This window comes from Kitasatospora sp. GAS204B, assembly GCF_029892155.1.
Taxonomy (GTDB): Bacteria; Actinomycetota; Actinomycetes; order Streptomycetales; family Streptomycetaceae; genus Kitasatospora.
The window spans coordinates 185,814-209,509 of the sequence record NZ_JARZAG010000014.1 but is presented as its reverse complement, the minus strand read 5'-3'; the positions used below and the strand labels follow the sequence as shown (position 1 = coordinate 209,509).

The 23,696-nt window shown below is 68.8% G+C and carries 19 protein-coding genes; 12 read left to right on the top strand and 7 right to left on the bottom strand.

Annotated elements, in window-relative coordinates:
* Positions 1–879 precede the first annotated feature (879 nt).
* Both P3T41_RS20845 and P3T41_RS20840 read left to right on the top strand, forming a co-directional pair.
* Complete coding sequence (locus P3T41_RS20845; RefSeq protein WP_280691477.1) at positions 880–2,013, top strand: hypothetical protein; 1,134 nt, start codon at positions 880–882, stop codon at positions 2,011–2,013.
* A 6-nt stretch (positions 2,014–2,019) separates the two neighbouring features.
* Positions 2,020–2,379, top strand: coding sequence for a hypothetical protein (locus tag P3T41_RS20840; protein WP_280691476.1), 360 nt, complete (start codon positions 2,020–2,022; stop codon positions 2,377–2,379).
* A 268-nt stretch (positions 2,380–2,647) separates the two neighbouring features.
* Here P3T41_RS20840 and P3T41_RS20835 read toward each other — a convergent pair whose 3' ends face one another.
* Complete coding sequence (locus P3T41_RS20835) at positions 2,648–2,854, bottom strand: hypothetical protein (protein ID WP_280691475.1); 207 nt, start codon at positions 2,852–2,854, stop codon at positions 2,648–2,650.
* Positions 2,855–3,120: 266 nt separating this feature from the next.
* Here P3T41_RS20835 and P3T41_RS20830 point away from each other — a divergent pair, with 266 nt between their 5' ends.
* The 7 genes from P3T41_RS20830 (at position 3,121) to P3T41_RS20800 (ending at position 9,890) form a co-directional block, all read left to right on the top strand.
* A complete protein-coding gene (locus tag P3T41_RS20830) occupies positions 3,121–3,432 on the top strand; it encodes a hypothetical protein (RefSeq protein WP_280691474.1) in 312 nt (103 codons plus the stop codon).
* Positions 3,433–3,571: 139 nt separating this feature from the next.
* Positions 3,572–3,880, top strand: coding sequence for a hypothetical protein (locus P3T41_RS20825; RefSeq protein ID WP_280691473.1), 309 nt, complete (start codon positions 3,572–3,574; stop codon positions 3,878–3,880).
* Positions 3,881–4,548: 668 nt separating this feature from the next.
* On the top strand, positions 4,549–5,082 hold the full coding sequence (locus P3T41_RS20820) for a hypothetical protein (RefSeq protein WP_280691472.1): 534 nt from the start codon (positions 4,549–4,551) through the stop codon (positions 5,080–5,082).
* Between the two features lie 729 nt (positions 5,083–5,811).
* Positions 5,812–6,150: a hypothetical protein gene (locus P3T41_RS20815; protein ID WP_280691471.1), complete on the top strand. Its 339-nt coding sequence runs from the start codon at positions 5,812–5,814 to the stop codon at positions 6,148–6,150.
* A gap of 1,086 nt (positions 6,151–7,236) precedes the next feature.
* On the top strand, positions 7,237–7,830 hold the full coding sequence (locus P3T41_RS20810; RefSeq protein ID WP_280691470.1) for a hypothetical protein: 594 nt from the start codon (positions 7,237–7,239) through the stop codon (positions 7,828–7,830).
* Entirely contained in the window at positions 7,830–9,221 is a 1,392-nt protein-coding gene (locus P3T41_RS20805) for an alkaline phosphatase family protein (protein ID WP_280691469.1), read from the top strand. The genes P3T41_RS20810 and P3T41_RS20805 overlap by 1 nt, the downstream gene beginning before the upstream one ends.
* A 225-nt stretch (positions 9,222–9,446) precedes the next feature.
* Positions 9,447–9,890, top strand: a complete 444-nt coding sequence (locus tag P3T41_RS20800; RefSeq protein WP_348533679.1) for a transposase — start codon at positions 9,447–9,449, stop codon at positions 9,888–9,890.
* A gap of 158 nt (positions 9,891–10,048) precedes the next feature.
* Here P3T41_RS20800 and P3T41_RS20795 read toward each other — a convergent pair whose 3' ends face one another.
* Together P3T41_RS20795 and P3T41_RS20790 are read right to left on the bottom strand one after the other, a co-directional pair.
* Complete coding sequence (locus tag P3T41_RS20795; RefSeq protein WP_280691468.1) at positions 10,049–10,771, bottom strand: class E sortase; 723 nt, start codon at positions 10,769–10,771, stop codon at positions 10,049–10,051.
* Positions 10,772–11,408: 637 nt separating this feature from the next.
* Entirely contained in the window at positions 11,409–11,990 is a 582-nt protein-coding gene (locus tag P3T41_RS20790) for a hypothetical protein (RefSeq protein ID WP_280691467.1), read from the bottom strand.
* 1,637 nt (positions 11,991–13,627) lie between these two features.
* Between P3T41_RS20790 and P3T41_RS20785 the strand changes: the two genes are divergently transcribed.
* Together P3T41_RS20785 and P3T41_RS20780 are read left to right on the top strand one after the other, a co-directional pair.
* On the top strand, positions 13,628–14,758 hold the full coding sequence (locus tag P3T41_RS20785) for a sigma-70 family RNA polymerase sigma factor (RefSeq protein WP_280691466.1): 1,131 nt from the start codon (positions 13,628–13,630) through the stop codon (positions 14,756–14,758).
* A 1,225-nt stretch (positions 14,759–15,983) separates the two neighbouring features.
* Positions 15,984–16,607, top strand: coding sequence for a hypothetical protein (locus P3T41_RS20780; RefSeq protein ID WP_280691465.1), 624 nt, complete (start codon positions 15,984–15,986; stop codon positions 16,605–16,607).
* 34 nt (positions 16,608–16,641) lie between these two features.
* Here P3T41_RS20780 and P3T41_RS20775 read toward each other — a convergent pair whose 3' ends face one another.
* The 4 genes from P3T41_RS20775 to wecB form a co-directional block, all read right to left on the bottom strand.
* Positions 16,642–17,136, bottom strand: coding sequence for a GNAT family N-acetyltransferase (locus P3T41_RS20775; protein WP_280691464.1), 495 nt, complete (start codon positions 17,134–17,136; stop codon positions 16,642–16,644).
* A gap of 383 nt (positions 17,137–17,519) precedes the next feature.
* Positions 17,520–18,287 (bottom strand): DUF4239 domain-containing protein, encoded by a 768-nt coding sequence (locus P3T41_RS20770; RefSeq protein WP_280691463.1) that lies wholly within the window; start codon positions 18,285–18,287, stop codon positions 17,520–17,522.
* Positions 18,272–19,615, bottom strand: a complete 1,344-nt coding sequence (locus P3T41_RS20765; RefSeq protein WP_280691462.1) for a hypothetical protein — start codon at positions 19,613–19,615, stop codon at positions 18,272–18,274. The genes P3T41_RS20770 and P3T41_RS20765 overlap by 16 nt, the downstream gene beginning before the upstream one ends.
* 165 nt (positions 19,616–19,780) lie before the next feature.
* The gene (gene wecB / locus P3T41_RS20760) at positions 19,781–20,968 is read right to left on the bottom strand and encodes a UDP-N-acetylglucosamine 2-epimerase (non-hydrolyzing) (RefSeq protein WP_280691461.1); all 1,188 of its coding nucleotides are present in this window, start codon (positions 20,966–20,968) and stop codon (positions 19,781–19,783) included.
* A 271-nt stretch (positions 20,969–21,239) separates the two neighbouring features.
* Here wecB and P3T41_RS20755 point away from each other — a divergent pair, with 271 nt between their 5' ends.
* A complete protein-coding gene (locus P3T41_RS20755; RefSeq protein ID WP_280691460.1) occupies positions 21,240–23,645 on the top strand; it encodes a glycosyl hydrolase family 65 protein in 2,406 nt (801 codons plus the stop codon).
* The last annotated feature ends 51 nt before the right edge of the window (positions 23,646–23,696 follow it).

Genomic DNA, 23,696 nt, shown 5'->3' with positions numbered 1-23,696 from the left:
CAACCTCCTCTTCCACCTCGGACTCACCTACACCGCCACCTACACCGGCGACACCAACCACACCGCCAGCACCGCCCACGCCCACCTCCTCTAACAAGCAACCCCAGCCACGCAACAACACCGTGGCTCCCGCCAACGTCGCTGGTGGGCAATGGTGTCTGAGCATGCGTCCCGTCGCCGTCAGGCGGCGGGACGTCGTGCTTTCGGGTGATCGATGCGTCGAGGCAGGGGGCGCGGCTCACCGCGGTGGTCGGCGAGCGGGTGCTGCGGGTGGGCCTTCGCGGCGAGTCCCATAAAGGCGGCCGGGCCCGGGTGGCCTGGCGGACGCGGTCGGCGGGAGGCCGCCCTCGGGCCGTCGGAGAACGGCGGGCGCTGTCGTGCAGGGCGGTGACCGCCCCAGGGCGGGGGATCGTGTCCCCGACTTAAGTCGGTTGGAATCGTCGCCTGCCAGCCGGTGCGAGGACCGGGACAGCCCGTAGCGTGGTGAACCTGCCTCGCCGAAACGGCAATTTCGATGCGAATGATCTGGAGGGGCCCAAGGACTTTCTTTTTCTCGCGGCTGCCCTGGTGGATGCGCGGATTGCCGCGCGGGTGTGGCGGCGTGCGGCCGAGTGGCCCGGCGGGGCGGGCACTGTCCGCGCTGGGGGCAGTAGGTCTGCCGGAGAGGCGCGGGCGGTATACGGGCGCCTTTTGACCTATGGGGCCATCGCCCTCCCCGGGGGCGGGTGGGAGCGGTAGCCGTGGCTGGCCCGCAGCGCGCTGCGGCCCTGTGGCTCGCTGACGCACCATCATGAGGGCCTTCGTTCCTGGCAGGTTGGCGGCCCTGCTCCCCGGGGCCGGACCTTCCCAAGCATTCGATCCACAAGTGAAGGAGCCATCGTGGACGCGCGTTTGGCCACACCGTCGGCAAGGTCACCGCGGCGGCACGCGCAGCCGCAAGGCTCGCCCCGGGTCTGCGCCGTGGTCGGCTCCTCGGCCACCGAGGAGCAACTGCGGGCGGCGCTGGCCGCGGTGGGGGAGCGCTGCGAGCCGCTGGGGGGCAGCTGGGCTATGCAACTGTACGTGAAGGGACAGCAGTTCACCGTTCACCGTCTACCGCGGCCGGTGAGCGCACCGCGCACCTTGGACGTGATTCTGCCGTCCCTTGCGCAGTTTGACGTCGTGCTCCTTGCCTGCGAGGGCGATTCCTCCGGGTCGGTTGGCGAGAGGTGGGTCATCGAGGCCGTGCGCCGGGCCGGAGCCGGTTTCACCGACCGGGAGCTGGCGGGGATCGATGCGGCCATGCCGCTGCTGGGCCGCTTCGCGATACCGGAACCGGTCATGGCCGGATGGGCTCTTGTCTTCCGTGACCACTACGTGGAGAACAGTGTTGGCTTCCTGGCCGCGATGGAGCGGGTGGGCGTACCTGCGCAGTGGGTCTATGCGCTGTCCAAGGGCGACCGCACGCGCAACCGCGACCAGGTGCACGAGACGTTCCTGCGCCGCGGCTACCGCAGCGATGTCCTGGACAACTCCTTCATCAACGCCACCAGCACGGCCGCGAAGCAGGACCACGCCCGTCAAAGCGCTGAGCGGGTAGCCGAGTTCATCCGCCAGGCCCACGCCGTGCACCGCCGGGTGCTGGTCATCGACAACGGGGGGTTGCTCGCACTGGGCCACGGCCCAGCCGGCGGTGCCCGGGCGGACGCGGCCATCGAACTGACCGTCAGCGGACTCAAGCGCATCAAGGCCGCCGGGGCAGTGGAGATCCCGGTGGTGAACCTCGCCCGCTCGGCCGTGAAGACCCACCTGGGCTACAACGAGATCGCCGACAGCTGTCTGCGCCGCCTGCGCGAGGTCGTGTCGGGCGAGAAGTTCATCGGCCGCCGGGTGGCGGTCGTCGATCCGGACATCCTCGCCCTGATCCAGGCCGCCGAGCAGGGCTTCGAAACCTACCGGACCATGGCGCAGGCGCTGAGCGCGACCCGGCCGCTGCTGATTGTCGGCACCGCGGGCGAACAGGTCATCGACTGAAGGGAATTGGCGTTGCTTGCGGACGGCAGCTACCTGGCCGGCTTCGCAACGAAGGACTTCGCTCTCCTGTCCGAGTGCACGTGCGGCAGCATCGAGTGCGCCGTCGCCGGCGTGCGCCACCAGCTGCCCGATGGCCGCACGGTGACCCTGCTGGGGGATGGCCGCTCGCTCAACCTGTTCGAGAACGAGGGCATCCCCAACCGCGGCTATGACGCGTACCGGGTCGGCGCTCTCCTCGCCGCCGTGGCACTGTGCTGCCAGGCGCACGACCTGCCCGTCGGCCTCGACACCGCCCTGGCCGACCGGGTGATCGCCGAATCCGGGCTGTTCGAGGCGTACTACGACCTCTACCTGGGCGGGAGCTGAACCGTGATCCCTCAGCCACACCCCGCACACCCGCCCACCGGACTCCGGACCGCCATCGTGGGCCACGGAGTGGCCGGCCGACAGCACCGGGCGGCCCTGCGTGCCCTGGGCGCACACGTCAGCGCGGTCGTCGATCCCGCCCACGGCAGGTGGGCCGGCCCTGCGCACTGGACCGATCTGACGTAACCTGCCGCAGGAAGTGCTCACCGCGGTGGACATGTGGAGCGTGTGCTGCCCCACCGACACGCACCTGAGCACTGTGCGCACCCTACTGGAACGCGATCCGCGCGCCCGTGTGCTGCTGGAGAAGCCCGCCTGCCGCAGCGGTGAGATCGAGGAGTTCACCGAGCTGCTGGCTGCCCACCCCCAGGCCCGCCTGGTCCTGGTCGACCAGTACCGCTACTCCAAGGCCCCCGCCGTCCTGGCCGAGCTGCTGGCCTTGAGCACGGCCGCAGCACCGATCGATCAGCAGCATCGACATCACCTTCACCAAGGACCGCCGCACAGACATCGCCCAGGGCCGGTTCGTCGATCGGGACTACGGCGTCCTCGGCTACGAATGGCTGCACATCCTGGCAGTCCTGCGCACACTCATCGATCCGGCGGACTTCCACGGATATGTCACCGGCGATCTCACCTGCGCGCAGCTGACCCCGCGCCATGACCCCGACCTGTTCCTCAGCACACTCAGCGAGAGCGCGACTTCCCTCGGGCATCCGCGTCACCTGGCGCTCCCCCATAGTGGAGCCCGCCGGGCCGGCCGGCCGCCGTCGGCGCGCCGTGGTCCGGGCCGACCGGGCGTGCGGGGTGATCGACTTCGACCCCGTACTTCGCTGCGACGAACGCCCGATGGGCCGTAACTGCCACCGGGTGACCATCGAGGCGCCCGGCACCGTCCTCGAGAGGATACTCGTCGATTCCCCACTGACCACCGCGATCGGCGATGCCATCAGCCAACTGCGCGCGGCGCCCGGCCCAGCTCCCCTCGACCTGGCCCCGCTGGAGCGGATCGCCCGCATCGCGCACCGGCTGCGCCCCGCACTTCGCCCGTGAGACCCCGGCACCCGCACACCCCTGCGCCCGCTCACATGCCCGCCCGTGCCCAGGAGCACACTGTGACGCACATCTGCTTCGTCATCCCCGCCGACGAGTTCGAACGGTATAACGGCATTTCGTCCAATTCCCGGCCGACGTGGCCAACGCCGCAGCCCTGCTGCAGGCCGAAGGCTGCACCGTCTCGGGCTGGGACCAGCGGCTCCAAGCAGGCTCCCAGTTGCCGGCCGACAGAATCGACGGCCTCGTACTGGTGACCGCGATAGCCGACCGGGCCCAGTGCTACCCGCTGGACCTGACCCCTATACGGTCGCACCAGCCCTGGAGATTCGAGACCATGCTTCGCCCTGCCGAACGGCGCCTGGGAGAGTTGTTCGACCGTGCCGCGCCGACCTACGGCCAGGTCGGCATCGGGCTGTTGCGGCAAGCCGGCCGGCGCCTTGTGTAGCACGCGGAACTCGCCCCCCCCGCGACGCGGTCCTGGTCCTCGGCTGCGGCGCATGCCTCCTGCCCGCTGCGGGAGCAGTCGGCCCCAGCGGATTGGCGCTCGGCCTGGACCTGCCCGCCGAGATGCTCCGGCGCGCCCGAGCTGAACGGCATCCGGGGCAGGCGAATGTCAGGAGCGGGGGCGGCGCAGGCGTGTCGGCGGTCGCTGATCGCAGGACATCAGCGGATTCTTGCGAGGAGCCCCTGGCGTTCACGGCTCCGTTGGGAATCCGCGAACCGGGCTGGGATCAGGCTGCCAGTTCGAGTGCGGCCAGGTGTGAGGTTCGTGTCTTGCCCCACCCGGCCCCGCGGCTGCAACGCCTTCGCATCCGCTGGGAGCGCCGCGACGACATCCACGACCCGTTCCCCTGCCTGCTGCGCCATCACCTACCGACGCGTCAAGCCTGGTGTCAGCTCCTCGGGAACCAGCCTCGCTTTCACTCAGCCCGCCGAGCGGGAGCCCCGCCGCGGCCCGGGGTTTGCGCGCAACTCCCACAGTCATGAACCCGCCTAACGCCGTTGACACGCCATCGGCGGCGTCATATCAGCAGGCGCGGCTCCTCTTATCACACGAGGAGACCGCCCCCGTGTCGCACGAGGGGTCCTCCTCCTTCTCGAAAGGAAGACCACATGCTTAAGACCATCAAGCGCACTGCTGCCCTCGCTACCGTTGGCGTGTGCGCCGCCGTCACTCTCGCCGCAGGCGCGCCCACCGCGTCCGCTTCGACGGGCAACTGGACCTTTGAGGGCGGGTCGGGCCCCGTCACGCTCCAACACGGTGTCAACGCGGTCGCCCCGGGCTATGGGCTGACGTGCCAGACCGTTGACGGGTGCACCCTCAAGGCCGGCACCCAGATCGTCTTCCAGACCGCGAACGGTGCGACCTTGCTACCGCCGTCGGTCGGGACCTGGCAGCTCGGCACCCCTTCAGCGGTGGCCAACTGCAACGTGACCAGCCCCAGCACCATCCAGTGCATCTTCACCACCGACGTCAGCGTGCCCTACAACGGGCTCATCAGCACGAACAGCTCCGCGGTGATGATCGTGCCGACCAATCTTCCTCCCGGCACGGTCGTGGGCAGGCAGACCTGGTTCGACCCGGGCGGGATGTGGGCTAACAACCCTGCCGAGAACAACCAGACCTTCTACGTGGGCGCGATCTGAGTCGCCGCAACTGAAGCTTGAGTGGGTGCTCACAGCGGGCAGGCGGCACACAGCCGGCCCCAGAGGGCAGTGATGCAGACCCGGTTCCCATGACGAAGAGGGAACCGGGTCCCGCATTGATCCAGGTCCGCCGAGCCAGAGCACCGCCATCGCCCGGGTTGCGCGCAGTGTGTCGTGGTGTCCGCTCGAAAGCAGGTGGTCGCCGTGCACCTCGCGGTGTGGACGCAGGTCGGCAGCGGTATGAGCATGGGTAGCGCCGTGAACGGGCAGACTGTTATGGCCATCGCCCGCCGGGTGCGCGCGGCAGCCCGTGCGGCCAACTCCGTGGCCCTGGCCGTGATCTGCCCGGTCAGGTGGACCGTCCGCGCTGGCGGCGTTCCAGTAGCCCGGGGATCTGTTCGCGAAAGGCCTCGCCGACAGGCCTCTGGCGGGGCACACCAGTCGGCGCAGGCACGGCGAGCACGACCCGGCGGGCATCAACCAACACGTCCGCGACCATCCGCCCGCGACAGCCTTGCACGCGGCCGGTCAGCGCACCGCAATCCGGGCACGCCGCCGGCTCACCCGAAGTCAGTTTGGCGGGCCTCGCAGTCGAGCACGGGCTGAGCAGACACGGCCTGGGCGGCGAGTCGGGAAGAACCCGTACAAGCCTGCTGTTCCCCGCCACCGCCCCCGATGGACCGCCGCTGCCCAGCGCGCGCGCTTCAACTGGCGGACGGACGCTGGAGTATGGCCAATTTGAGAGTTGAAATGCTGATCAACGGCGCATGGCGTGTGGTCCGGGAGATCGTCCCGGCCCCATACAACCGCGGCAAGGCCGAGGCCTTCGAGCGGGTGCCCGCTCAGGAGGACGAGCGCGCCCGCCTGGCGGCGAGGCTGGAGCGGTGCTTGAGGGGCCGCGCAGAGTTGTGGGTTGTGTTCGAGGACGGCGACGCGGTCCTGTTCCGTACCGAGCCCGAGGGTCCGTTTCGCATCGAGATGGAAGCGGAGCTGAGTGAACTGGCCGAGACCATCCACAAGGAGACCGTCTTCGATGAGCAGGCGCGATCGGCACCTTACGTGCGGTAACCACCGTTGACAGCCGCCTGCATGCAGCGGCGGCGCAGCAGGACGCGGACGGCGTCCTGAGGCGCAGTCTCGCCGCGCTGCAGGGGGATGTCGAAGGCCACGTCCTGCTCCCGCGTGGGCGTTGTCAGGCGAACCCGGCTCGTTGGGGCAGCAGGCCCGGCCCGGGGTATGGACGTTCACGGCGGCGGCGAGGGCACTCCAGGAACCCACCGGGGCGGACCTGACGGCACAGGACGTCTCGTTGAGGGGCGCCGTGGGATGCGGCAGACCACCTCGTTGAAGGCCATCGTGAGCGACCGCTCCGCCCACGTGACCTCAGCGTCTGTTCCTGCTTGCCGAGCTTGCTGAGGTGGACTGGCAGGCGTTCGAGGCCGCTCAGCGCGGGTGGGGCCGTATCCAGCGGCCGCTGAGTGCCCAGGAGTTTGACGTGTCCGATAGTCCGACGATTCTGGCCTCGGCCCGTCAACGGGCCGAGGCCAGGTATGGGCACGTAACGACGTCGCGGTGTGCAGACGGGTCACCGTGATGCCGCCAGCGCTGCCTGTGATCCCTCTCCCGGTCAAGGCAGCGAGTGATCGCACCCATCCCTGAGAAGGCGCGGTTCTATCTGGTCATGACGACATGCCTCCAGTGTCGGCCCGTTCGGTCTACGACTCTGGCCCCCGACGTGACGATGTGGAGCTGTGCCCTCGATGGCTTCGACACCCACGAGCTGTGCGGGAGGCCCTACGTTCATGCTCGCCCAGCCAGAAGACCACCCGGCCGAGTTGACGCCCTCGAACTCATGCTCGCCAAGATCGATAGAGCAACGGCTTCTGACCACCACACCGATGGTCCGAGTCAAAGCGGAGCAAGCTCAGGTGAGCAGCTGCCCCAGCGCGGACCTCGCCCACCGGTACCGCGCGGTGGTGCGCCCGATTGGGTGAGCTGTGCGTGCATCGCGTCATCGGGCACGACCAGCGCCGTCCTCTCATCAGGCCTGCGGTTCGGGGCGTCTGGCGCACTGGGATTCGGCACGGGACGACTTCCGGACGCGGCCCTGTTCTGACCCCGTGCCGAAAGGGCTCTCGGCACGGGGTCTTCGGCATGCTCGAGCGCCGCGAAAGGGAAACAGACATGGGGAATGTACCCAAAGGCATGAGCCGGATCCGCTGGTGGTGGGTGAGGCTGGTGACAGCCGGCCAGCCGACACGGTGCGTCTACTGGCCGGCGCAGGGGCCAACGGGAACGCGGACCCTGCGGATGTATGACCGGTCCGGGCGCCACGTGGCGGTCCTGCACTGGCAGGTGTGCGATGCCTGCCGCTACGGGAAGATCAAGGCGATCTATCTGTGGCGCGGATGGCAGGGGCGCGGTTACGGCCGCCAGCTGATTGCGCGTGCCCTGTGGGAAGGCCCGACTTATACCTGGATCACCACCCACCAGACCCCTGACGGTGAAGGGTTCTTCGCGGCGATGGCTGCTGAGACCGGAGCGGCATTCGACTGGCTTGACGCAGGCTGCCCACACCTGCACGACTACCCGACGCTGCCAGCACCCGCCGCACGCTCCACCCGCCCTCCGGTTGTGGAGCGTATGGACGCCGCCGGGGTCCGCCGATACCGGGCAGCTGAGGGCGCCAGCGCACGCGGCCCGATCCGCGGCGAGGACCACCCGCAGGCGGCATCGTCGTGCCCCTGATGACCCGACGCAGGATGCTCACCGTGATGGCCACTGCCGCGGGCGCCGACCTGCTGCCAGCGAGCGTGCAGCGCGCGCTGGCAGCAGGAACCCCACGGCGCGGCTCGCTGCAGGACGTGGAGCACGTGGTCATGCTGATGCAGGAGAACCGGTCCTTCGACCACTACTTCGGCACGCTGGCGGGTGTGCGGGGCTTCGACGACCCGCATGCTCTGCTCCTGGAAACCGGCCGCTCGGTCTTCCATCAGCCCGACAACTCACACCCGGACGGCTACCTGCTGCCCTACCGGCTGAACACCCGCACCACCAGCGCCCAGGCGATCCCCTCCACCGACCATTCCTGGCACGTCCAGCACCGGGCTTGGAACGGCGGGAAGCTCGACGCCTGGATGAGCGCCCACCGGGCCGCCGACGGCACGCACGCGCCTTACGTGATGGGTTACTACACCCGCGAAGACATCCCCTTCCACTTCGCCCTGGCCGACAGTTTCACCATCTGCGACCACTACTTCTCCTCGGTCCAGGGCCCGACCTGGCCCAACCGGCTCCATTGGATGACCGGCGGCATCGACGCCGAGGGCAGGCACGGCGGCCCGGTCACCGGATTCTTTCCCGACAGGGAACTGACCTGGACCACCTACGCCGAACAACTGGAGGCCGCCCAGGTGAGCTGGCGGGTCTACCAGGAATCCGAGAGCCGCGACTTCAACACCTTGGCCGCCTTCGCGGCGTTCAAGCACGCCAAGCCAGGCGACCCCCTCCACGACAAGGCGATGACCGCTCAGCCCGCCGGCACCTTCGAAGACGACGCCCGCGCCGACCGGCTGCCCGCCGTCTCCTGGATCCTGCCGACCACCGACCGCTGCGAGCACCCCAACGCCCTGCCCGCGGCCGGCGCCGACTTCATCGCCTCCAAGATCGAAGCAATCGCCGCCAACCCCAAGGTCTGGGCGAAGACCGTCTTCATTCTCAACTACGACGAGAACGACGGCCTCTTCGACCACGTCCCGCCGCCGGTTCCCCCCTTCGGCACCGCCGGCGAGTTCGTCCAGGGCGTGCCGATCGGAGCAGGCTTTCGAGTACCGTGCATCATCATCTCCCCCTGGACCACGGGTGGCCGCGTGGCCTCCGAACTCTTCGACCACACCTCGGTCCTGCAGTTCCTGGAACGCTTCACCGGCGTACGGGCCGCTTACGTCACCGACTGGCGCCGCCAGACCTTTGGCGACCTCACCTCCGCCTTCCAGTTCGACAAGGGCCCCAGTACAGCGCCCCCTCTGCTTGACACCACTGCACCACTGGAGCAGGCCAAGCACGACGTCGCCACCCTGCCCGCTGCCACCCCGCCCGGCGCAAGCCAGCAACTCCCACGCCAGGAGCCGCGGCGCTGAGACCATACATCCATGCTCCGCCGTGGCGCGGGCGGGCGAACACCACCGAGCGGCACCTTCCATCAGTGTGACTCCTCCCTGGCGTGAGCGCCGGGGCTTTTCGCTATGCCGGGTTGGCGTTGCGGCGGGCCAGCTCGGCCCGTCGAACATTGGCGGTTGCCAACTGTTTCGGTGTGCGCCTGGTGAGGTTCCCCCACTGACCTGGACAGCTCGATACTGGGACGGATGGTCCCGGCTTCGACTTCATGGCGCTTGGTGGCTTCCGGTACCGGTTGGTCGAGCATGGCTTGGAGGAGAGGGTCCTGGACCTGGTCCCGGAGCGGATCTGCGAGGTGGGGTCGTTGCGGGCAAACCCAGCGGGACGGCCGCACTCTGACGCTCCTACCCCGCGAGCAGCAGCAGGTCCTGGCGCAACGCCACATCGAGCAGCGGACTGCGCAGTCGAAGGCCCGCTACGACGTCCGAGCAGGTGCTGAGGGCACGATCTCGCAGGCCGTGCGGCGCACCGGCATCCGCCGAAGTCGCTACACCGCACTGACCAAAGCCCATCTCGGTCATGTATTCGCCGTCACCGCGATCAACATCATCCGCCTCGACGCCTGGCTCACCGGCACACCCCTCGGCAAGACCCGCACCTCACACCTGGCAGCACTCGATCTGGCAGCCTGATCCCAGCCCGCACTGCGATTTCCCAACGGAGTCGCTAATGGCCGGGATTCCCTGCGAAGATCAAGGGATGGCGGACCCGTGCACGAGGCTGCGGCGGCACGCCCCGCCGCACCCCCAGGTGTGCACCCGTGCGGTGAAGGCCAGTTGATAGCGAGTCGTCAATGGTCTGCCGTCAGCTCCGGTGGCGGAGTACGAGCGGCGTCCACCGGATCGACGCGTACCAGGCTGCCCCACACCGCCATCCTGTAGCGGGAGGTGTACACCGGCGTGCAGGTCGTTAGCGTGATGTAGCGCCCGGGGCCCTGATAGCCCGAGCCTTCCGGGATCGGCGCGATGACACCGGTGTCGTTCTTGGACGTCCGCGCCAGAACTGAGTCCACCCGGTACACGTACCACGAGTCCCGGGTCTCCACCACCACGGCATCCCCCTTCTCCACCGCGTCCAGGTCATGGAACTTGGCGCCGTGCCCGTCTCGGTGCGCCGCGAGAGCGAAGTTCCCGCTCGGGTCCCATGGCATCGCCGAGTGGTAGGGCGTCTCGTACACCCCCGCCGCGCCCTCGTTCAAGATCTCCGAACCGGTGCCCATCCGGATCAGCACCTGGTAGTTCTTCCCCATGGCCGGCACGTGCAGGAAACCGACCGCCCCCTCGCCTTGGAACGGCCGGGGCGCCGCCGGTCCGGGCGGAGCGGCCCAGACCTGATGCAGGCGCTCACCGGCCCGGCCTGAGCGGTTATCAGCGGTGAGATTCGTCCACCAGAGGGCGTAGACGACGAAAAGAGTCAGGACCAGTCCGCCCGTGATCAAGAGCTCGCCCAGGACGCCTACCAGGGCGAGCAGGCTGCTCCGTCGGCGTTCGGTGGTCGCCTCGCAGCGGGTCATCAGCGGATCGCTCCCAGGATGCCTCGAGCTGGAGGCGGGGGAGGTGGGGGTCCTGCCGTGCGGAGGGCGGGGCAGGGTCCTCGGCTCGAGGCCGCGAGGCTGCGTCCTGTGCTTGGCAGGCAAGGACGGCAGGCGCTGCCGGGGCCTCGCGGTAGGTGGATCGTGTGCATCTGCGGTACTCCTGTCGCTCGCCTCTATCCGATGGTGGGTCAGCGCTCGGGGCTCACCCCGAGGGTCGGGTTTGTTCGCGTGGTGTACGAGCGCCCTAGGCGGCGCGAAGCAGGTCCGCCGCAACCGGAATATCTTCGACCCACCTTCTGGCAGGCGCGTGGCGGCCGGAAGGTAGGTCCGCCCTGGTTCACGTCCAGCAAGGAGCCGCTCAGGTCCACCGGCAACGGGCTCCGCATCCGGGGCAAGTTGAACCTGGCGAAAGCCGGTTCATCGCCAAGCGTTGCGCGGCACGAGGGGCGCGGGAGGCCCACGAATACAGAATCCCTGCCCGTAGCGACCTTAGGCAGGATGTGCTCAAGCCATGCATGTGCGATCACCCTCGCGTTCAACCGGGCCTCCAGGCCCAGTCCCGCCGGGGCGTGTCGTGCTCACCACACGCAGAGGGCATGCGGGTTATTCTCGGCTGTCATCGCCGTGCCACCTGGCCGCCTTTCAGGGCGGCGCGGACGGCATCGGCGTACTGGCGGAGCCGGTCGGGCAGCTGCCACGCCAACTCAAGTGTCCCGTCATGGTTGTCGCAGGGCCAGGGACGCCCCGCAGGCGAAGGGACGGTGGTGTCCGGTGCGGCGTGCAGTGCTTCGAGCACGTGCTGGCGGGCCTCTTCGATCCGCGGGTCGTCCTGCGGGTGTCCGCACTTGATCGGTGGCGGTCGGAACCAGAAAGCAACCGGGAACTCCTCGTGCACGCCGGGCGCGGACGGTCCGGGTGGCGCCATCGGGCCGGCTGCCACCACTTCGTATGCTTGTCTGGCATACGTGTTGGACAGGCGCCGGCGCAGGATGCGGCAGTCGGTAAGGTCACCAAGGGCACCGAGGTCGCGCAGGCACTGCGCGGCATCGGGGGCGGCTGTGGCCTGGGCCGAGCGCCGGGCCAGGTCTGCCTCGGCGCGATCGATCTGTTCGTCCAGGGCGTCAAGCAGGGCGGCTGTTGCGTCCAGCCGCTCCAGGGCGAACGCCCGCCGGGTTGCGGGCGAATGACCTCGTTCCATGCTCAGCTCCACAAGGGTCCGGATCAGGAGTGCTTGCAATCGCGCCCCCCGATCTGGCGTGCGCCTCAGGCATTCCTGGCCCTCTCGATAGGCGTAGGGATATGGCAGTGCCGACTTGCTAGGTAAGAATCCGAAGACGGCGGTCGGTGACGCGAGCGGTAAATAGTCGCCCCATCGTGTTTTTGGCAATTCTGTTTTCGGTCGCTTGAGCTACGGTCGTTCCCGGGTTCGCCATCTGAAGTCTATGCCCGGTACTGCCCGCAGCGGCGTACTTGCCGCCTACGAGTCGTTGGCATACCGTCAACTGCCCGCCGCGTGAGGGCGCTGCCTCGTGAGGGCTGCTGAGGTACCGCGTCCTGGCCCGACGCGCATGACGGGCGCGGCCGCTGACGCCATGCACCGAGACTGTTCCGGTCGAAAACCCAGGCTCACATTCGGGCAGGTGTATGGAAGTTGGGGCCGCTACGCGTCACGACCAGGCCGAACTCCCGCGTGCTGTCTGTCCACGCCATCCCATGTCGACCGGCGTACGGCGGAGCGGGCGCGCCGTGCGTGTCGCTGCCCTGGCGGGTTCGCATCGGTGTCGATCCCCCTCCCGGCCGGATAGAGCCAGGGCGGAGCACGCTTCCTCGCGCGGCGCGGTTGATGTTCCATGCGCCCCGCTTTCGAGCCCGCGACGCGGGCGCATTGGCGACCCGAGCGAGAGATCGCAGCCCCCTGGCGATGCTACCCGGGGGCCACAGGGCTGGGCGGTATACGAAGCCTGGCGAGGTGGGTAGTGGGTCAGGCGAACTGGTAACCAGGTCGGTCCGCGTGGCAGTGGGGCGCACGGGGCGCGGGGCGCGCCCTGGGCACTCGGTCAGCGCTGTTTGGTCAACGGCGCCGCTCGCGTGACCCGGGTCTGCGTGATGGCGCTGTTTTGACGTCGGTGCGTTGGGTGGGCTCACCTGCGGGCCGGGCGCCTGCCGACCTGGCTCGGACCGCAGGTGCTGCGAGGCCCGAGTGCGATTCCGCTGACGCCGCGTTTGCAGACCGGTGATGGGCACGAGGCGGCTGGTTTGCCGCGGGGTCTCGAGGTTCCGCCCGGCGCGTACCGATGCATCGGGTAAGGACTTTGGTGCGCCGGCGGGTGCATGCGCCGGGGTCGCGAGTACGGAACTCGGTCGGGAGTGCGATCCGGTGGTTCTTGTTGTGGGTGGGGGGTGGTGTGTTTTGGGGTTGCTGGTGGAATATGCCGGGTGTTGTTTGGGTTTTGGGTGTTTGGTTGGGGGCGGGGTGGGGCGGGTGTGAGGGGGTGGGGGGTTGGTCATGACGGGGTTTGGGGGTGTGTCACTCTTCTTGGTGGTGTGCTGCAGCCAAGCTGATGCACGACACTGTCTGCGTTGTTGCAACGATGTCTTTTGTCTCCTACACAGGGAAGCGTCATCGGCGTCGGGTCGAGGGCTGCGGGTGGTGGGTTGCCGTGGTGGGAGTAGGGCGGGTGCTCGTTCTGCGGCTGCTGTTCGGTTGGGTGTTCTCCGTGTGAGGTGCCTGGTCGGTGACCACTTGTGCGCGGCGTTGTTTTCCGGGGCGCCTCGGATCGAGCTTGTACTGGAGGCTTTGTGCCGACACCGTTTCCCTTCCCGCAGGCTGCGTCTGTGGATGTTGATGTTGATGTTGACGCGGGTGCGGTCTGCGGGGATCTGAAGGATGTGCCGGATGCTCGGCTTCTGGATCTGGTGCGGGCGGGTGGTCGTGATGCCTATGGCGAGTTGTTTCGTCGGCATCATCGGACGGCTTTGCGGTATGCGCGGGGGGTGTCGCGCTCGCCGGACGAGGCGTTTGATTTGACGGCGGAGGCGTTTACGCGGATTTTGCAGACGTTGGCGCGGGGATCGGGTCCTTCGACGTCGTTTGTGCCGTACTTGTTGACGACGATTCGGCGGATTGCGGTGGAGGCGGGTCGGGCGGCTGCGCAGACGTATCCGGTGGCGGATGTGCCGGAGCGGGAGTGTGCTCCGGCGGCGAGTGCTGATGTTCTGGCGCTTTTCGAGTATGCGACGGTGCTGCGGGCGTTTGGGACGTTGCCGGAGCGGTGGCGGACGGTGTTGTGGCGGACGGAGGTTCATGGGGAGGAGCCGGCGAGGGTCGCTGAGACGTTGGGGTTGTCGCCCAATGCGGTGTCGGCGTTGGCGTATCGGGCGCGTGAGGGGTTGCGTCGGGCGTATTTGACGCAGCATGTGCGGCAGGGGCGTCAGCGGTGTCGGCGGTTTGTGGAACGGTTTGGTGCTCATGCGCGGGGTGCTTTGAGTGAGGAGTCCTCGCGTGGTCAGGAGCAGCATCTGCGTGAGTGTGGGGAGTGTCGTGTGGCGTTCGCGGAGGTGCGTCATGTGGAGCGGACGTTGCATGCGGGAGTGGTGCCGGTGTTGGTGGGTGCGGTAGGGCTGTTCCGGGGTGGGGGTGGGTTGGTTCGTCAGGTGTGGCAATTCGGGTGTGATGTGGTAGGAGGCTGTGGGCAGTTGGTGAATATGGTGACGGATCTTGGTCCGTTGGCGGGGCTGATGGCGTGGGCGGGCCGGCTGGGTACTGGTGTTGTGCTGGTGGCGGCCACCGCTCTGGGCCTCAACTCGCCACCGGACCTGGAGCTGGATACACCCGTAGCGCCAGCGGTCTGTGCCAGCCCGGCGGTACCGGTTGCAGCGGCCCCCAAAGGCTGCGGCAGCATTCGTCCTCCTCTGGCGCCTCAGGCCGCGATCCGAGGGCCGGTCCCACCGCTCGGCAGACCCTGAGCCTGTCCCCCGAGAGGAGACTGTCCGGGCGACTCCAGGGGCCGAGCCCGCCCTCGAGCATGACGGGCCCTGCTGCCAACGGTTCCCGCTCCGGCTGCATCCCAACCTGCGTTGCCACCGGTGGCCGCAGCTGGGAGCGCGCAGGCCTTCACCGCGGATCCCAGTGGCCGGGCAAGAAGGTTGGTACCTCCCCTGGGATGCTGGAGTCATTCCCGTCTCGCGCCCGCGCTCCGGGTTCCAGGCCACAGCATGAACCGCTCCGCCGTGCACGCTTGACCGACGGGAAAAGAAAACTGCCAGACCATCAGATTTTGTTGGTTGTATGTTGTCGCTATAAGACTGAGCGTACTGGGAGCTCCTCTGAGCCCCATGAGGCCGGCCCTGAACCGTTCCGTTTAGCGGTTCGGCGAGGAGCCGGCCCCTGGGGGCGAGCCCCTGCCCCAGGAGAGCGAATTCGGGCCGAGCCGTGACGCGCCCGACCCAGAAAACCGCCCCTTCCCGGGACAACCGCTCTCCTCACGCGGTCGCCGGTGGCCTGAACCGCGCAGCCAGTCGGGTCGGATCCTGCAGAGTCGGCGTGGACAGCGGGGCGTGCGGGTGGGGTGTGCCTGGTGCGGGTGGCGTCATAACGGGCGGGTGCTGAGCTCCTCAGAGATGGACTGCGACGAGGGTCGGCGATCGCTGCTGCTGAATGGCAGGGCACGTAATCGGCCGCCGTCGTGGACCCATGCCCGGTGCGGCAGGCGCCATCGAGGTGAGAGTGGAGGTACCCGCCAGTGGCGGTGTCAGGAGCACGGGCTGGCCCATCTGCACGGACCGGGCACGTACACGGTACCCGCGGGCCCAGGCGCCCAGGAAAGCCAGTACGCCGCCCGTCCCAGGGGTGATCCGCTCGATGCCCCACGGGCCGCAGGCACCGACACCGTTCCTTGGCGGGATCCTTGTCCCTGCCGGCGCCATCGGACCCGAGAGGCAGGCCGGGGCCCGCGGCCGGGACGCCACTGTGAGGACCAGGTGCCGGCGAGCCCCGAGGCGGCCCGCCGGACGTCCACGAACCTGGCGGTGAGATGTCCGTTAACTCTGGCGTGGGTATCGCTGCTCTCTTCACCCGACCCGACATCAAGGGCCAGGCGAGACAGGGCCGCGGAGACGCTGGCCCACCCACCCACCAAGCCAGGCAGGTTCTCACGCCCGTTGCCATGCTCGATCCGATTGAGGTAGTGACATGCCGGCTGCTCGTGTACTCCTGCCCGTCGGACAGGATTTCGGCCCGCTGTACGGTGCGGACGGCCAAGCGGAACCGCCCTACATCATCCGAATCGGCTCGAGGTTCATCCACCTGCCCGAGGCGGCCTACACGGCGTGGCGGATCGCCAGCTTCACCGATCCGGGCCCGGGCGAGAAGTCGGTGACCACCAAGTTCCAACAGGACCTCGCGGCAGCCGAGATCGGCGGGGCGCAGCAGATCCTGGCCACCTTGCGCAGGGAGGAGGCTATCCAGATCATTGATCCCTCGGGCGGCAACGCGATCGATTTCGCTGCCACCCGCCGCTGCTGCCTGACGATGCGGGGACTGGGCAACACCGCCGGGGACCCCGAAGCGTTCCTGCTCGGCACCCCCGGACGGCCGCTGCTGACAGTCACCGCGACGCTGTACGCGGTGCTCATGCACGCGGCGATGGAGACGAACCTGTGGGCCAACTGCTGCGCTGTCGCCGATCGCGGGGACACATATGGGCGTGACAGCGGGGCGCTGGTGCCCGAGGACATCCTGTCCCACGTCCTGCGTTCTCTTCCGTTGCTGGTGCGGATGGGAGCTGTCTACCTCGATGCGACCTCGTCCACTTGACCCGTCCTGACGGGCCCGGGCGGATTCGCGCGAATCAGCGACACCACGGCGGCAGGCCACGGGGCGGCAAAGGCAGGGGGCGCCCCATGAGCGTGTAGCTCTTGCCGCTGATATGCCCAGGAGGGGCCAGATCGCAAAAGCCGAGCTTCTGGTAGAGCCGGTGGGCCGGGCGGGCGGGCGACAGCGTGGTGAGTACGGCCCACGGCTCGGTGGCCACGGCGCACAGCGAGCGCAGGAGGGCTTCTCCGATCCCGTGGCACTGCCAGTGGGGGAGTACATGGAGTTCGAGGACGGCGAAGGAGTCCTCAAGATCGACGGGATGGTCCCATGCGCTCAGCGCCTCCTGGAAAAGGCGTACCCAGTGCCATTGTTGACACGTCGGCGCGCCGTAGCTGAATCCGACGAGCTCGTCCTTGACCATGGCGCCGAATGCCCGGATAGTCGGATCCGTGCCTTGGTGAAGGATGAGTTGTGAGCGGTGCTGGGCCCGCAGGCCTGTCAAGTTGTTCGCGCGGGCCTGGACGGACACCGCTCTCTCCACCCATAGGCCAAGCTCGATGGAGGATATCCGTACAGGCCCGCCGTTCTGATGGCAGGGCAGCGGCTCTCCATGAGAGGCATGGGGGAGGGCTCTGCTGCCGGTGCCGTCCGCCACGCAGTACCACCACCTCTCTTGGAGGACTACTACAGGCTGCCTCCTACTGTGGCCGGTGTGGCAGCCGCAGCGCATCGGGATGAATACCGACTTGGCCAACTGGCGGGGCCCGCGGCGGCGGGCACCGCCAGCTGGCCCAGAACCGCATCGGTGGCCACGCCCTGGTGAGAGGCGCCAGGGCGTGGCCCGTCCTCGCCTGGGCATGGCAGGGGAGCGGAGGCCGTCGCGGGCCCGGCCGGGTCTCGTTGGTGCAGGTTTCATGTGCCGCCGAAGCGGTCGAGCGCCTCTTGGAACATGTCCGGGCGCACGCGCAGGACTCCGGTGAAGGGCAGGGCCATCTCATGAGTCAGCAGGAGCAGCAGGGCGATGGTGCTCGTGAGGCACAGGACCATGACTGCTTGGGCGAAGTCGGTGGAGAGGCCGAAGAGGAAGGTGAAGCCGATGGTGACCACGCCGCCGGTGATCAGGATGATCCACAGGTATCCGGGCAGGCCTTCTTGTGCTGCAGCCAGTCGGTCGCGCCGTGCGTCGTAGACTTCCTGCAGGCGGTCCAGGCAGCGGTCCAGCGCTGCCTGGCTTCCTTCGTCGGCGGGGTGGACGGAGGCGAGTACCGCCGACATGCTGTCCAGTTCCGTCCATGCCGCGGGGCTGGCCTGGTGGTGGTGGGTCATCAGGGACCATTCCGAGGTCAGCACGGTCTGGGCGTACTGGCGGGTGGTGGTCTGGATCTGGGTGTGTGCGGGCTGCGGGAGGCCGGCGGCGACCAGGTACAGGTCCATGAGGCTGTTGGTCTCGCTCTGGACGGTGGTACGGCTGGTGGACAGTGACTCCCAGGCGGTGACTGCCACCAGCCCCGTGGTGACGGCGTACACCGCTGCGATCACCGCGAAGATGAAGCCGGCGACTTCGTTGTACTGGACGCGGCGCTCCACGGTCAGACGCCGGTGGACGGCGATCATGAGGCCCGTGGTGATGACAAGGGAGCCGAAGAAGAGCAGGAGGTCGCTCGTCAGGCTGCCACCCATGGCAGTTCCTCTCGGGTACTGGTTCGTGCCCAGGTCGCAAGGGGCCCGCTATCGCCGGGGGTAGCGGCAGGCGTCTGTCGGGAGGGGGAGGGGAGCGGGTTGCAGCCGCGTGCCGCGTCGTCGCGGCCCGCCGGGCCGTTGTGCCCGGGCGGGGTCGGTTGGTCGTGGCGGAGGGCAGGGTCCTCCTGCAGCAGGTGCGGGACCAGGCCGCGTTCTTTGAGTGGTCGCGCGGTGACGGCTGGCACGCCGAGAAGCTGGGACAGGCCCGGGATGCCTCCACGGTGGGTATGGGCATGGGCGATGCCGATGAGGACGGCGTACTTTCCCGCTTCCGGCCCGGTTGTGCGGCGGTCGTCCTGGATGATCTGCGTCGCGTTGACGTTCATCGACCGTGCGCGGCGCAGGCGGTCCTGAGGTGTGGCGATCGGCAGGTCGACCGTCACCGCCGTCTCCAGGCCCACGACTCGCATTCCCATCTGTCGGGCTTGGCGCAGGAGCCGTTCTCGCCCGTTGTGCCCCCAGTGCGTATCGGCCCGCACCAGCAGGGCGTGCAGGCGGGGGTCCATGCGGCCGTGGCGCAGGTAGGCGTCGGTGAGTTCCTGGTAGAGGCCGGCGCGCAGGAATTCGACGTAGAGCGTACGTACGCCCGCCTGGTGCAGCTCGCCCAGGTGGTCCACGGTGAAGCCCATGGTGTGAGGGCACGCGTGGTAGTCCGCCAGGATGAGGCCTTGGCCGCTCAGCAGGGTCCTCAGCGCGGTGGCGGGGTCGCTGTCGTGCGCGGCACGGGCCAGGGCCTGTACGCGGGCTGGGGGGAAGAGGCGGTCGTAGGCGGCGAAGTCGTAGGCGTGGCAAACCTGTTGCGCATGTGCATCGAGGTGAGCCGTCTTGCAGGCTCGTGTCCTGCGGTGCCGATCGGTGGTGAACAGCTCGGTGGCGCGTGCAGCGAGTTGTTCTGAGCGGGGCACGCCCGTCAGGACGGCGGCAGCGTAGTAGAGGCGCCCGCACCAGTCCTCGCTCCAGAGGGCGATCCTGAGGAGGTTGCGGTGGATGACCGGGTACAGCTCGAGGAGGGTCTGCAGGTCGTAGCCGATCCCCACGGTGCATCCCGTGTCGTTCCAGGCGATGTTGGGATCATTGGTCGAGCGGGGGAACCCGGCACGCAGCCGGTGCCACCACAGGCTGCCGAGATAGCGTTCCTCCTCGGTCCAGCACCGGGACTTGAAGACCCCATAGGCCCAGCGCGGGTCGGCCCCCGGCCGGGTGAGGCGGTGGAAGTCAATCACAAACGGGCCCCTGGCGGGTTGGGCGAGGGCGTGGTCTTCTGCCATCGTCTGACCTCCATCGATGCTGGACGGAACGCTTGGATGCGTTCACGCGCACGGGACTGCTGTTCTTTCATGCTCCTGCCTGATCGGGTCTCCCGGAGCGGGGCAAGCACCGACAGCACTGTGCACGCCGTCGGGAAGCGGGCCGTTCGGCGGGCCCGCCCTTGTTCAGCGGACGCCGGTGCTGGCCAGCGCGCACACCGCGGTGGCGATGCGGGTGCTCGCGAGCCCGTCGCCGAACGGGGAGGGGGTATCGGCCAGGCGGCGCGCCAGTCCATCGTCGTCGATCATGGCGCAGGCCGCGTCGTGCAGTTGCCGTCCGGGCTGGACCACGACGGCGAACCCGGCGTCGACCGCTTCCTGGCGCTCGGTGGAGTTGCGAACCACCACCAGGGGCTTCTTCAGCACGGTCACCTCCTCCTGCACTCCTCCGGAGTCGGACACCAGCAGCCGGGCGTGAGCGGCCAGCGCGAGGAAGCGCGGATGATCCAGGGGCGGCAGCAGGCGCAGGCCGTTCGTCAGCTTGGTCAGTTTGTGGCGCCGTACGGCCGCCTGGGTGCGAGGGTGGACCGGGAAGACGACGGGCAGTTTCAGGGAGTGCAGCGACTCCAGGAGCGCGGCGAGCCGCTGGGGGTCGTCGGTGTTCTCGGGCCGGTGGATCGTGGCCAGCACATAGCCGTCGTCGGCCAGTTCGTAGCGCCCCAGCAGCCTGCGCGCCATTTCGGCACTTGGTCTCGACTCGAGTGTGGCCTCCACAACGGTGTTCCCGGTCCGCTGGATTAGGCGGTCCGAGACGCCCTCGGCGAGCAGGTTGCGACGGTTGCCCGGGGTCGGCACGCAGTGCAGTGCGGCCACCGACCCCACCAGCCGCCGGTTGATCTCCTCGGGCATCGACCGGTCGAAGGACCGCAGACCCGCCTCGACATGGACCACCGGCACTCCGCTGCACTCGGCCGCCAGGGCCCCGCCCAGGGTGCTGTTGGTGTCGCCCTGGACGACGACGACCGACGGGGCGCGGCGCGTGAACATGGCGGTCAGCTCCTTGACGATGGCAGAGACCTGGGTACCGCGCGAGGCACCGCCCACGCCAAGGATGCTCTTGTCAGGATTGTTGAGCTTGAAGGTGTCGAAGAACGCCCCCGACAGCGTCCGGTCGTAGTGCTGGCCCGTGTAGATGACGTGGGCCAGCGGACCCAGGATCCGGATCACATGAGCCAGCTTGATGATCTCCGGGCGGGTGCCGAGAACTACTGCCACTGAACCGGTCTGCATGGCTCCCTCTGAAGTGTAGCGACGGCCTGGATCAAGCCACATCAGCTTGCCTACACCGGAGGGAGCCCACCCGAGGCTGGTCATGACGATCCGAGGGCTGTCCGCTGGGCCAGACGGGAGCGGGCACCGCCTCCGAACCGGTGAAAGGAGGTACGGCCGGATGCGGTGCTGCCCCGTCGGCACACGGGCAGGGCCCCTGGGGTGCACTCTGCGCGCCGTCATGAACGCACCGCCCACGCCGTCTTGTCCTTGGAGCCGGCCGCGTGCCGCGGCTTCGCCTCCCGGCCAGGCTCTCGTGACGGGCGGCGCCTCTGCTGCCCTGCCTGCGACCCCCAGCCGACGAAGGAGAATCCGAGTGAGCGCAGCGAACGCCTTCAGCTTCGATCCCTGGGCGATGGTCGAGCACGGCCTGGAACCGCTCGGGCTGGCCCATGCGGAATCCGTCTTCGCACTCTCCAACGGCCACATCGGCCTGCGCGCCAACCTGGACGAGGGCGAGCCGCACGGCCTGCCCGGCACCTATCTCAACGGTGTCTTCGAGCTGCGCCCGCTGCCCTACCCGGAGGGCGGCTACGGCTATCCGGAGTCCGGGCAGAGCGTCATCAACGTCACCAACGGCAAGCTGATCCGGCTGCTGGTCGACGACGAGCCGTTTGACCTGCGGTACGGCGAACTGCGCGGCCACCGCCGCTCGCTGGACTTCCGCGAGGGCGTGCTGCGGCGCGAGGCCGAGTGGACCTCGCCAGCGGGGCGGACCGTCAAGATCCATTCGGCCCGGCTGGTCTCGCTCACCCAGCGGGCGATCGCCGCGGTGCAGTACGAGGTCGAGGCGGTCGACGGTCCGGTCCGGATCGTGGTCCAGTCCGAGCTGGTCGCCAACGAGCAACTCCCCGAGGGCAGCAGCGATCCGCGGGCGGCCGCCGTGTTCGAGGCGCCGCTGGTCGCCGAGGCGCACCACGCGCACGGCACCAACGCCACCCTGGTGCACCGCACCCGCTTCAGCGGCCTGCGGATCGCGGCCGGCATGGACCACCTCATCGAGGGCCCCAAGGGCGTGAGTGTCACCTCCGAGGCCCGGCGCGACCAGGCCAGGGTCAGCGCCACCACGGTGCTGCGGCCCGGCCAGCGGCTGCGGGTCACCAAGTTCATCGGCTACGGCTGGTCGGCCACCCGCTCGCTGCCGGCCGTGCGCGACCAGGTGGAGGCGGCGATCACCGCCGCCCGCTACTCCGGCTGGGACGGCCTGGTGGCCGAGCAGAAGGAGTTCCTGGGCGACTTCTGGGACTCCAGCGACATCGAGATCGACGGTGACGTCGAACTCCAGCAGGCGGTCCGGTTCGCGCTCTTCCACCTGCTGCAGGCCAGCGCCAGGATCGAGGAGCGGGCGATCCCCGCCAAGGGGCTGACCGGCCCCGGCTACGACGGGCACAGTTTCTGGGACACCGAGGCCTTCGTGCTGCCGGTACTCACCTACTGCCTACCCGCGGCGGTGGCCCAGGCGCTGCGCTGGCGGCACAGCACGCTGCCGCTGGCCCGCGAGCGGGCCGCCCAACTGGGCCTGGCCGGCGCGGTGTTCCCATGGCGAACGATCCACGGCGAGGAGTGCTCCGGGTACTGGCCGGCCGGCACCGCGGCCTTCCACATAGGAGCGGATATCGCGGTCGCCGTGGTCCGCTACGTCCGGGTCACCGGGGACGTGGAGTTCGAGCGCGGCTACGGCCTGGAGCTGCTGGTCGAGACCGCTCGGATGTGGCGCTCGCTCGGCCACCACGACGCGCAGGGCCGTTTCCGGATCGAGGGCGTCACCGGGCCCGACGAGTACAGCGCCATCGCCGACAACAACGTCTTCACCAACCTGATGGCCCAGGCCAACCTGCGCGCCGCGGCCGAGTGCGCCCAGGGACACCAGCTGGAGGCCGCCGCCCTGGGGGTGGACACCGAGGAGATGGCCGCCTGGCGCGACGCGGCCAAGGCGATGCACATCCCGTACGACGAGAAGCTCGGCGTCCACCCCCAGGCGGACGGCTTCACCGACCACCAGGTCTGGGACTTCGAGAACACCCCGCAGGAGAAGTACCCGCTGCTGCTGCACTACCCGTACTTCGACCTGTACCGCAAGCAGGTGGTCAAGCAGGCCGACCTGGTGCTCGCCATGCTGTTCCGCGGCGACGCCTTCACGCCCGAGCAGAAGGCCCGCAACTTCGCCTACTACGAGCGCCTGACGGTACGTGACTCCTCGCTCTCAGCCTGTGCCCAGGCCGTGATGGCGGCCGAGGTGGGCCAGCTCGACCTGGCCTACGACTACACCGCCGAGGCCGCCCTGATGGACCTGCACGACCTGGGCGGCAACACCCGCGACGGCCTGCACATGGCCTCGCTGGCCGGTGCCTGCCTCGCGCTGGTGGCGGGCTTCGGCGGATTGCGCGACTACGGACAGGCGTTGGCACTGCGGCCACTGCTGCCCGCCGGGCTGACCCGCCTGGCGTTCAGCCTGCGCGTGCGGAACAGCCTGATCAGGGTCGACATCGGCCGTGAGGAGGTCACCTACACCGTGCGTGAGGGTGAGGGAGTGCGGCTGCTGCACGAGGGGAGGGAGGTGCTGGTCAAGCGCGGGCAGCCGCAGAGCTTCCCGGCCCTGAGCGTGAGTCCGGGCGAACGCGCCGAGCAGCCCGCCGGGCGCGAACCGGCCCGCCGCCGGGCACAGCCCGGCCCGCCCATCGGCGTCCCTACGGCGGACGGTCGCGACCCTGGGGCCGAATGACACCGCAAACAGGCGCAGGAAGACACCTCCCAGATCCTGGGCGTGAAGCAC

What these genes read in the sequence shown, in the direction of transcription:
- P3T41_RS20835 (WP_280691475.1), bottom strand. Translation starts at nt 2,854, where the DNA reads ATGCTGCTGATCGATCGGTGCTGCGGCCGTGCTCAAGGCCAGCAGCTC.
- P3T41_RS20820 (WP_280691472.1), top strand. Translation starts at nt 4,549, where the DNA reads ATGCTTAAGACCATCAAGCGCACTGCTGCCCTCGCTACCGTTGGCGTG.
- P3T41_RS20815 (WP_280691471.1), top strand. Translation starts at nt 5,812, where the DNA reads ATGGCCAATTTGAGAGTTGAAATGCTGATCAACGGCGCATGGCGTGTG.
- P3T41_RS20810 (WP_280691470.1), top strand. Translation starts at nt 7,237, where the DNA reads ATGCTCGAGCGCCGCGAAAGGGAAACAGACATGGGGAATGTACCCAAA.
- P3T41_RS20805 (WP_280691469.1), top strand. Translation starts at nt 7,830, where the DNA reads ATGACCCGACGCAGGATGCTCACCGTGATGGCCACTGCCGCGGGCGCC.
- P3T41_RS20800 (WP_348533679.1), top strand. Translation starts at nt 9,447, where the DNA reads ATGGTCCCGGCTTCGACTTCATGGCGCTTGGTGGCTTCCGGTACCGGT.
- P3T41_RS20795 (WP_280691468.1), bottom strand. Translation starts at nt 10,771, where the DNA reads ATGACCCGCTGCGAGGCGACCACCGAACGCCGACGGAGCAGCCTGCTC.
- P3T41_RS20790 (WP_280691467.1), bottom strand. Translation starts at nt 11,990, where the DNA reads ATGGAACGAGGTCATTCGCCCGCAACCCGGCGGGCGTTCGCCCTGGAG.
- P3T41_RS20780 (WP_280691465.1), top strand. Translation starts at nt 15,984, where the DNA reads ATGCCGGCTGCTCGTGTACTCCTGCCCGTCGGACAGGATTTCGGCCCG.
- P3T41_RS20770 (WP_280691463.1), bottom strand. Translation starts at nt 18,287, where the DNA reads ATGGGTGGCAGCCTGACGAGCGACCTCCTGCTCTTCTTCGGCTCCCTT.
- P3T41_RS20765 (WP_280691462.1), bottom strand. Translation starts at nt 19,615, where the DNA reads ATGGCAGAAGACCACGCCCTCGCCCAACCCGCCAGGGGCCCGTTTGTG.
- wecB (WP_280691461.1), bottom strand. Translation starts at nt 20,968, where the DNA reads ATGACCAGCCTCGGGTGGGCTCCCTCCGGTGTAGGCAAGCTGATGTGG.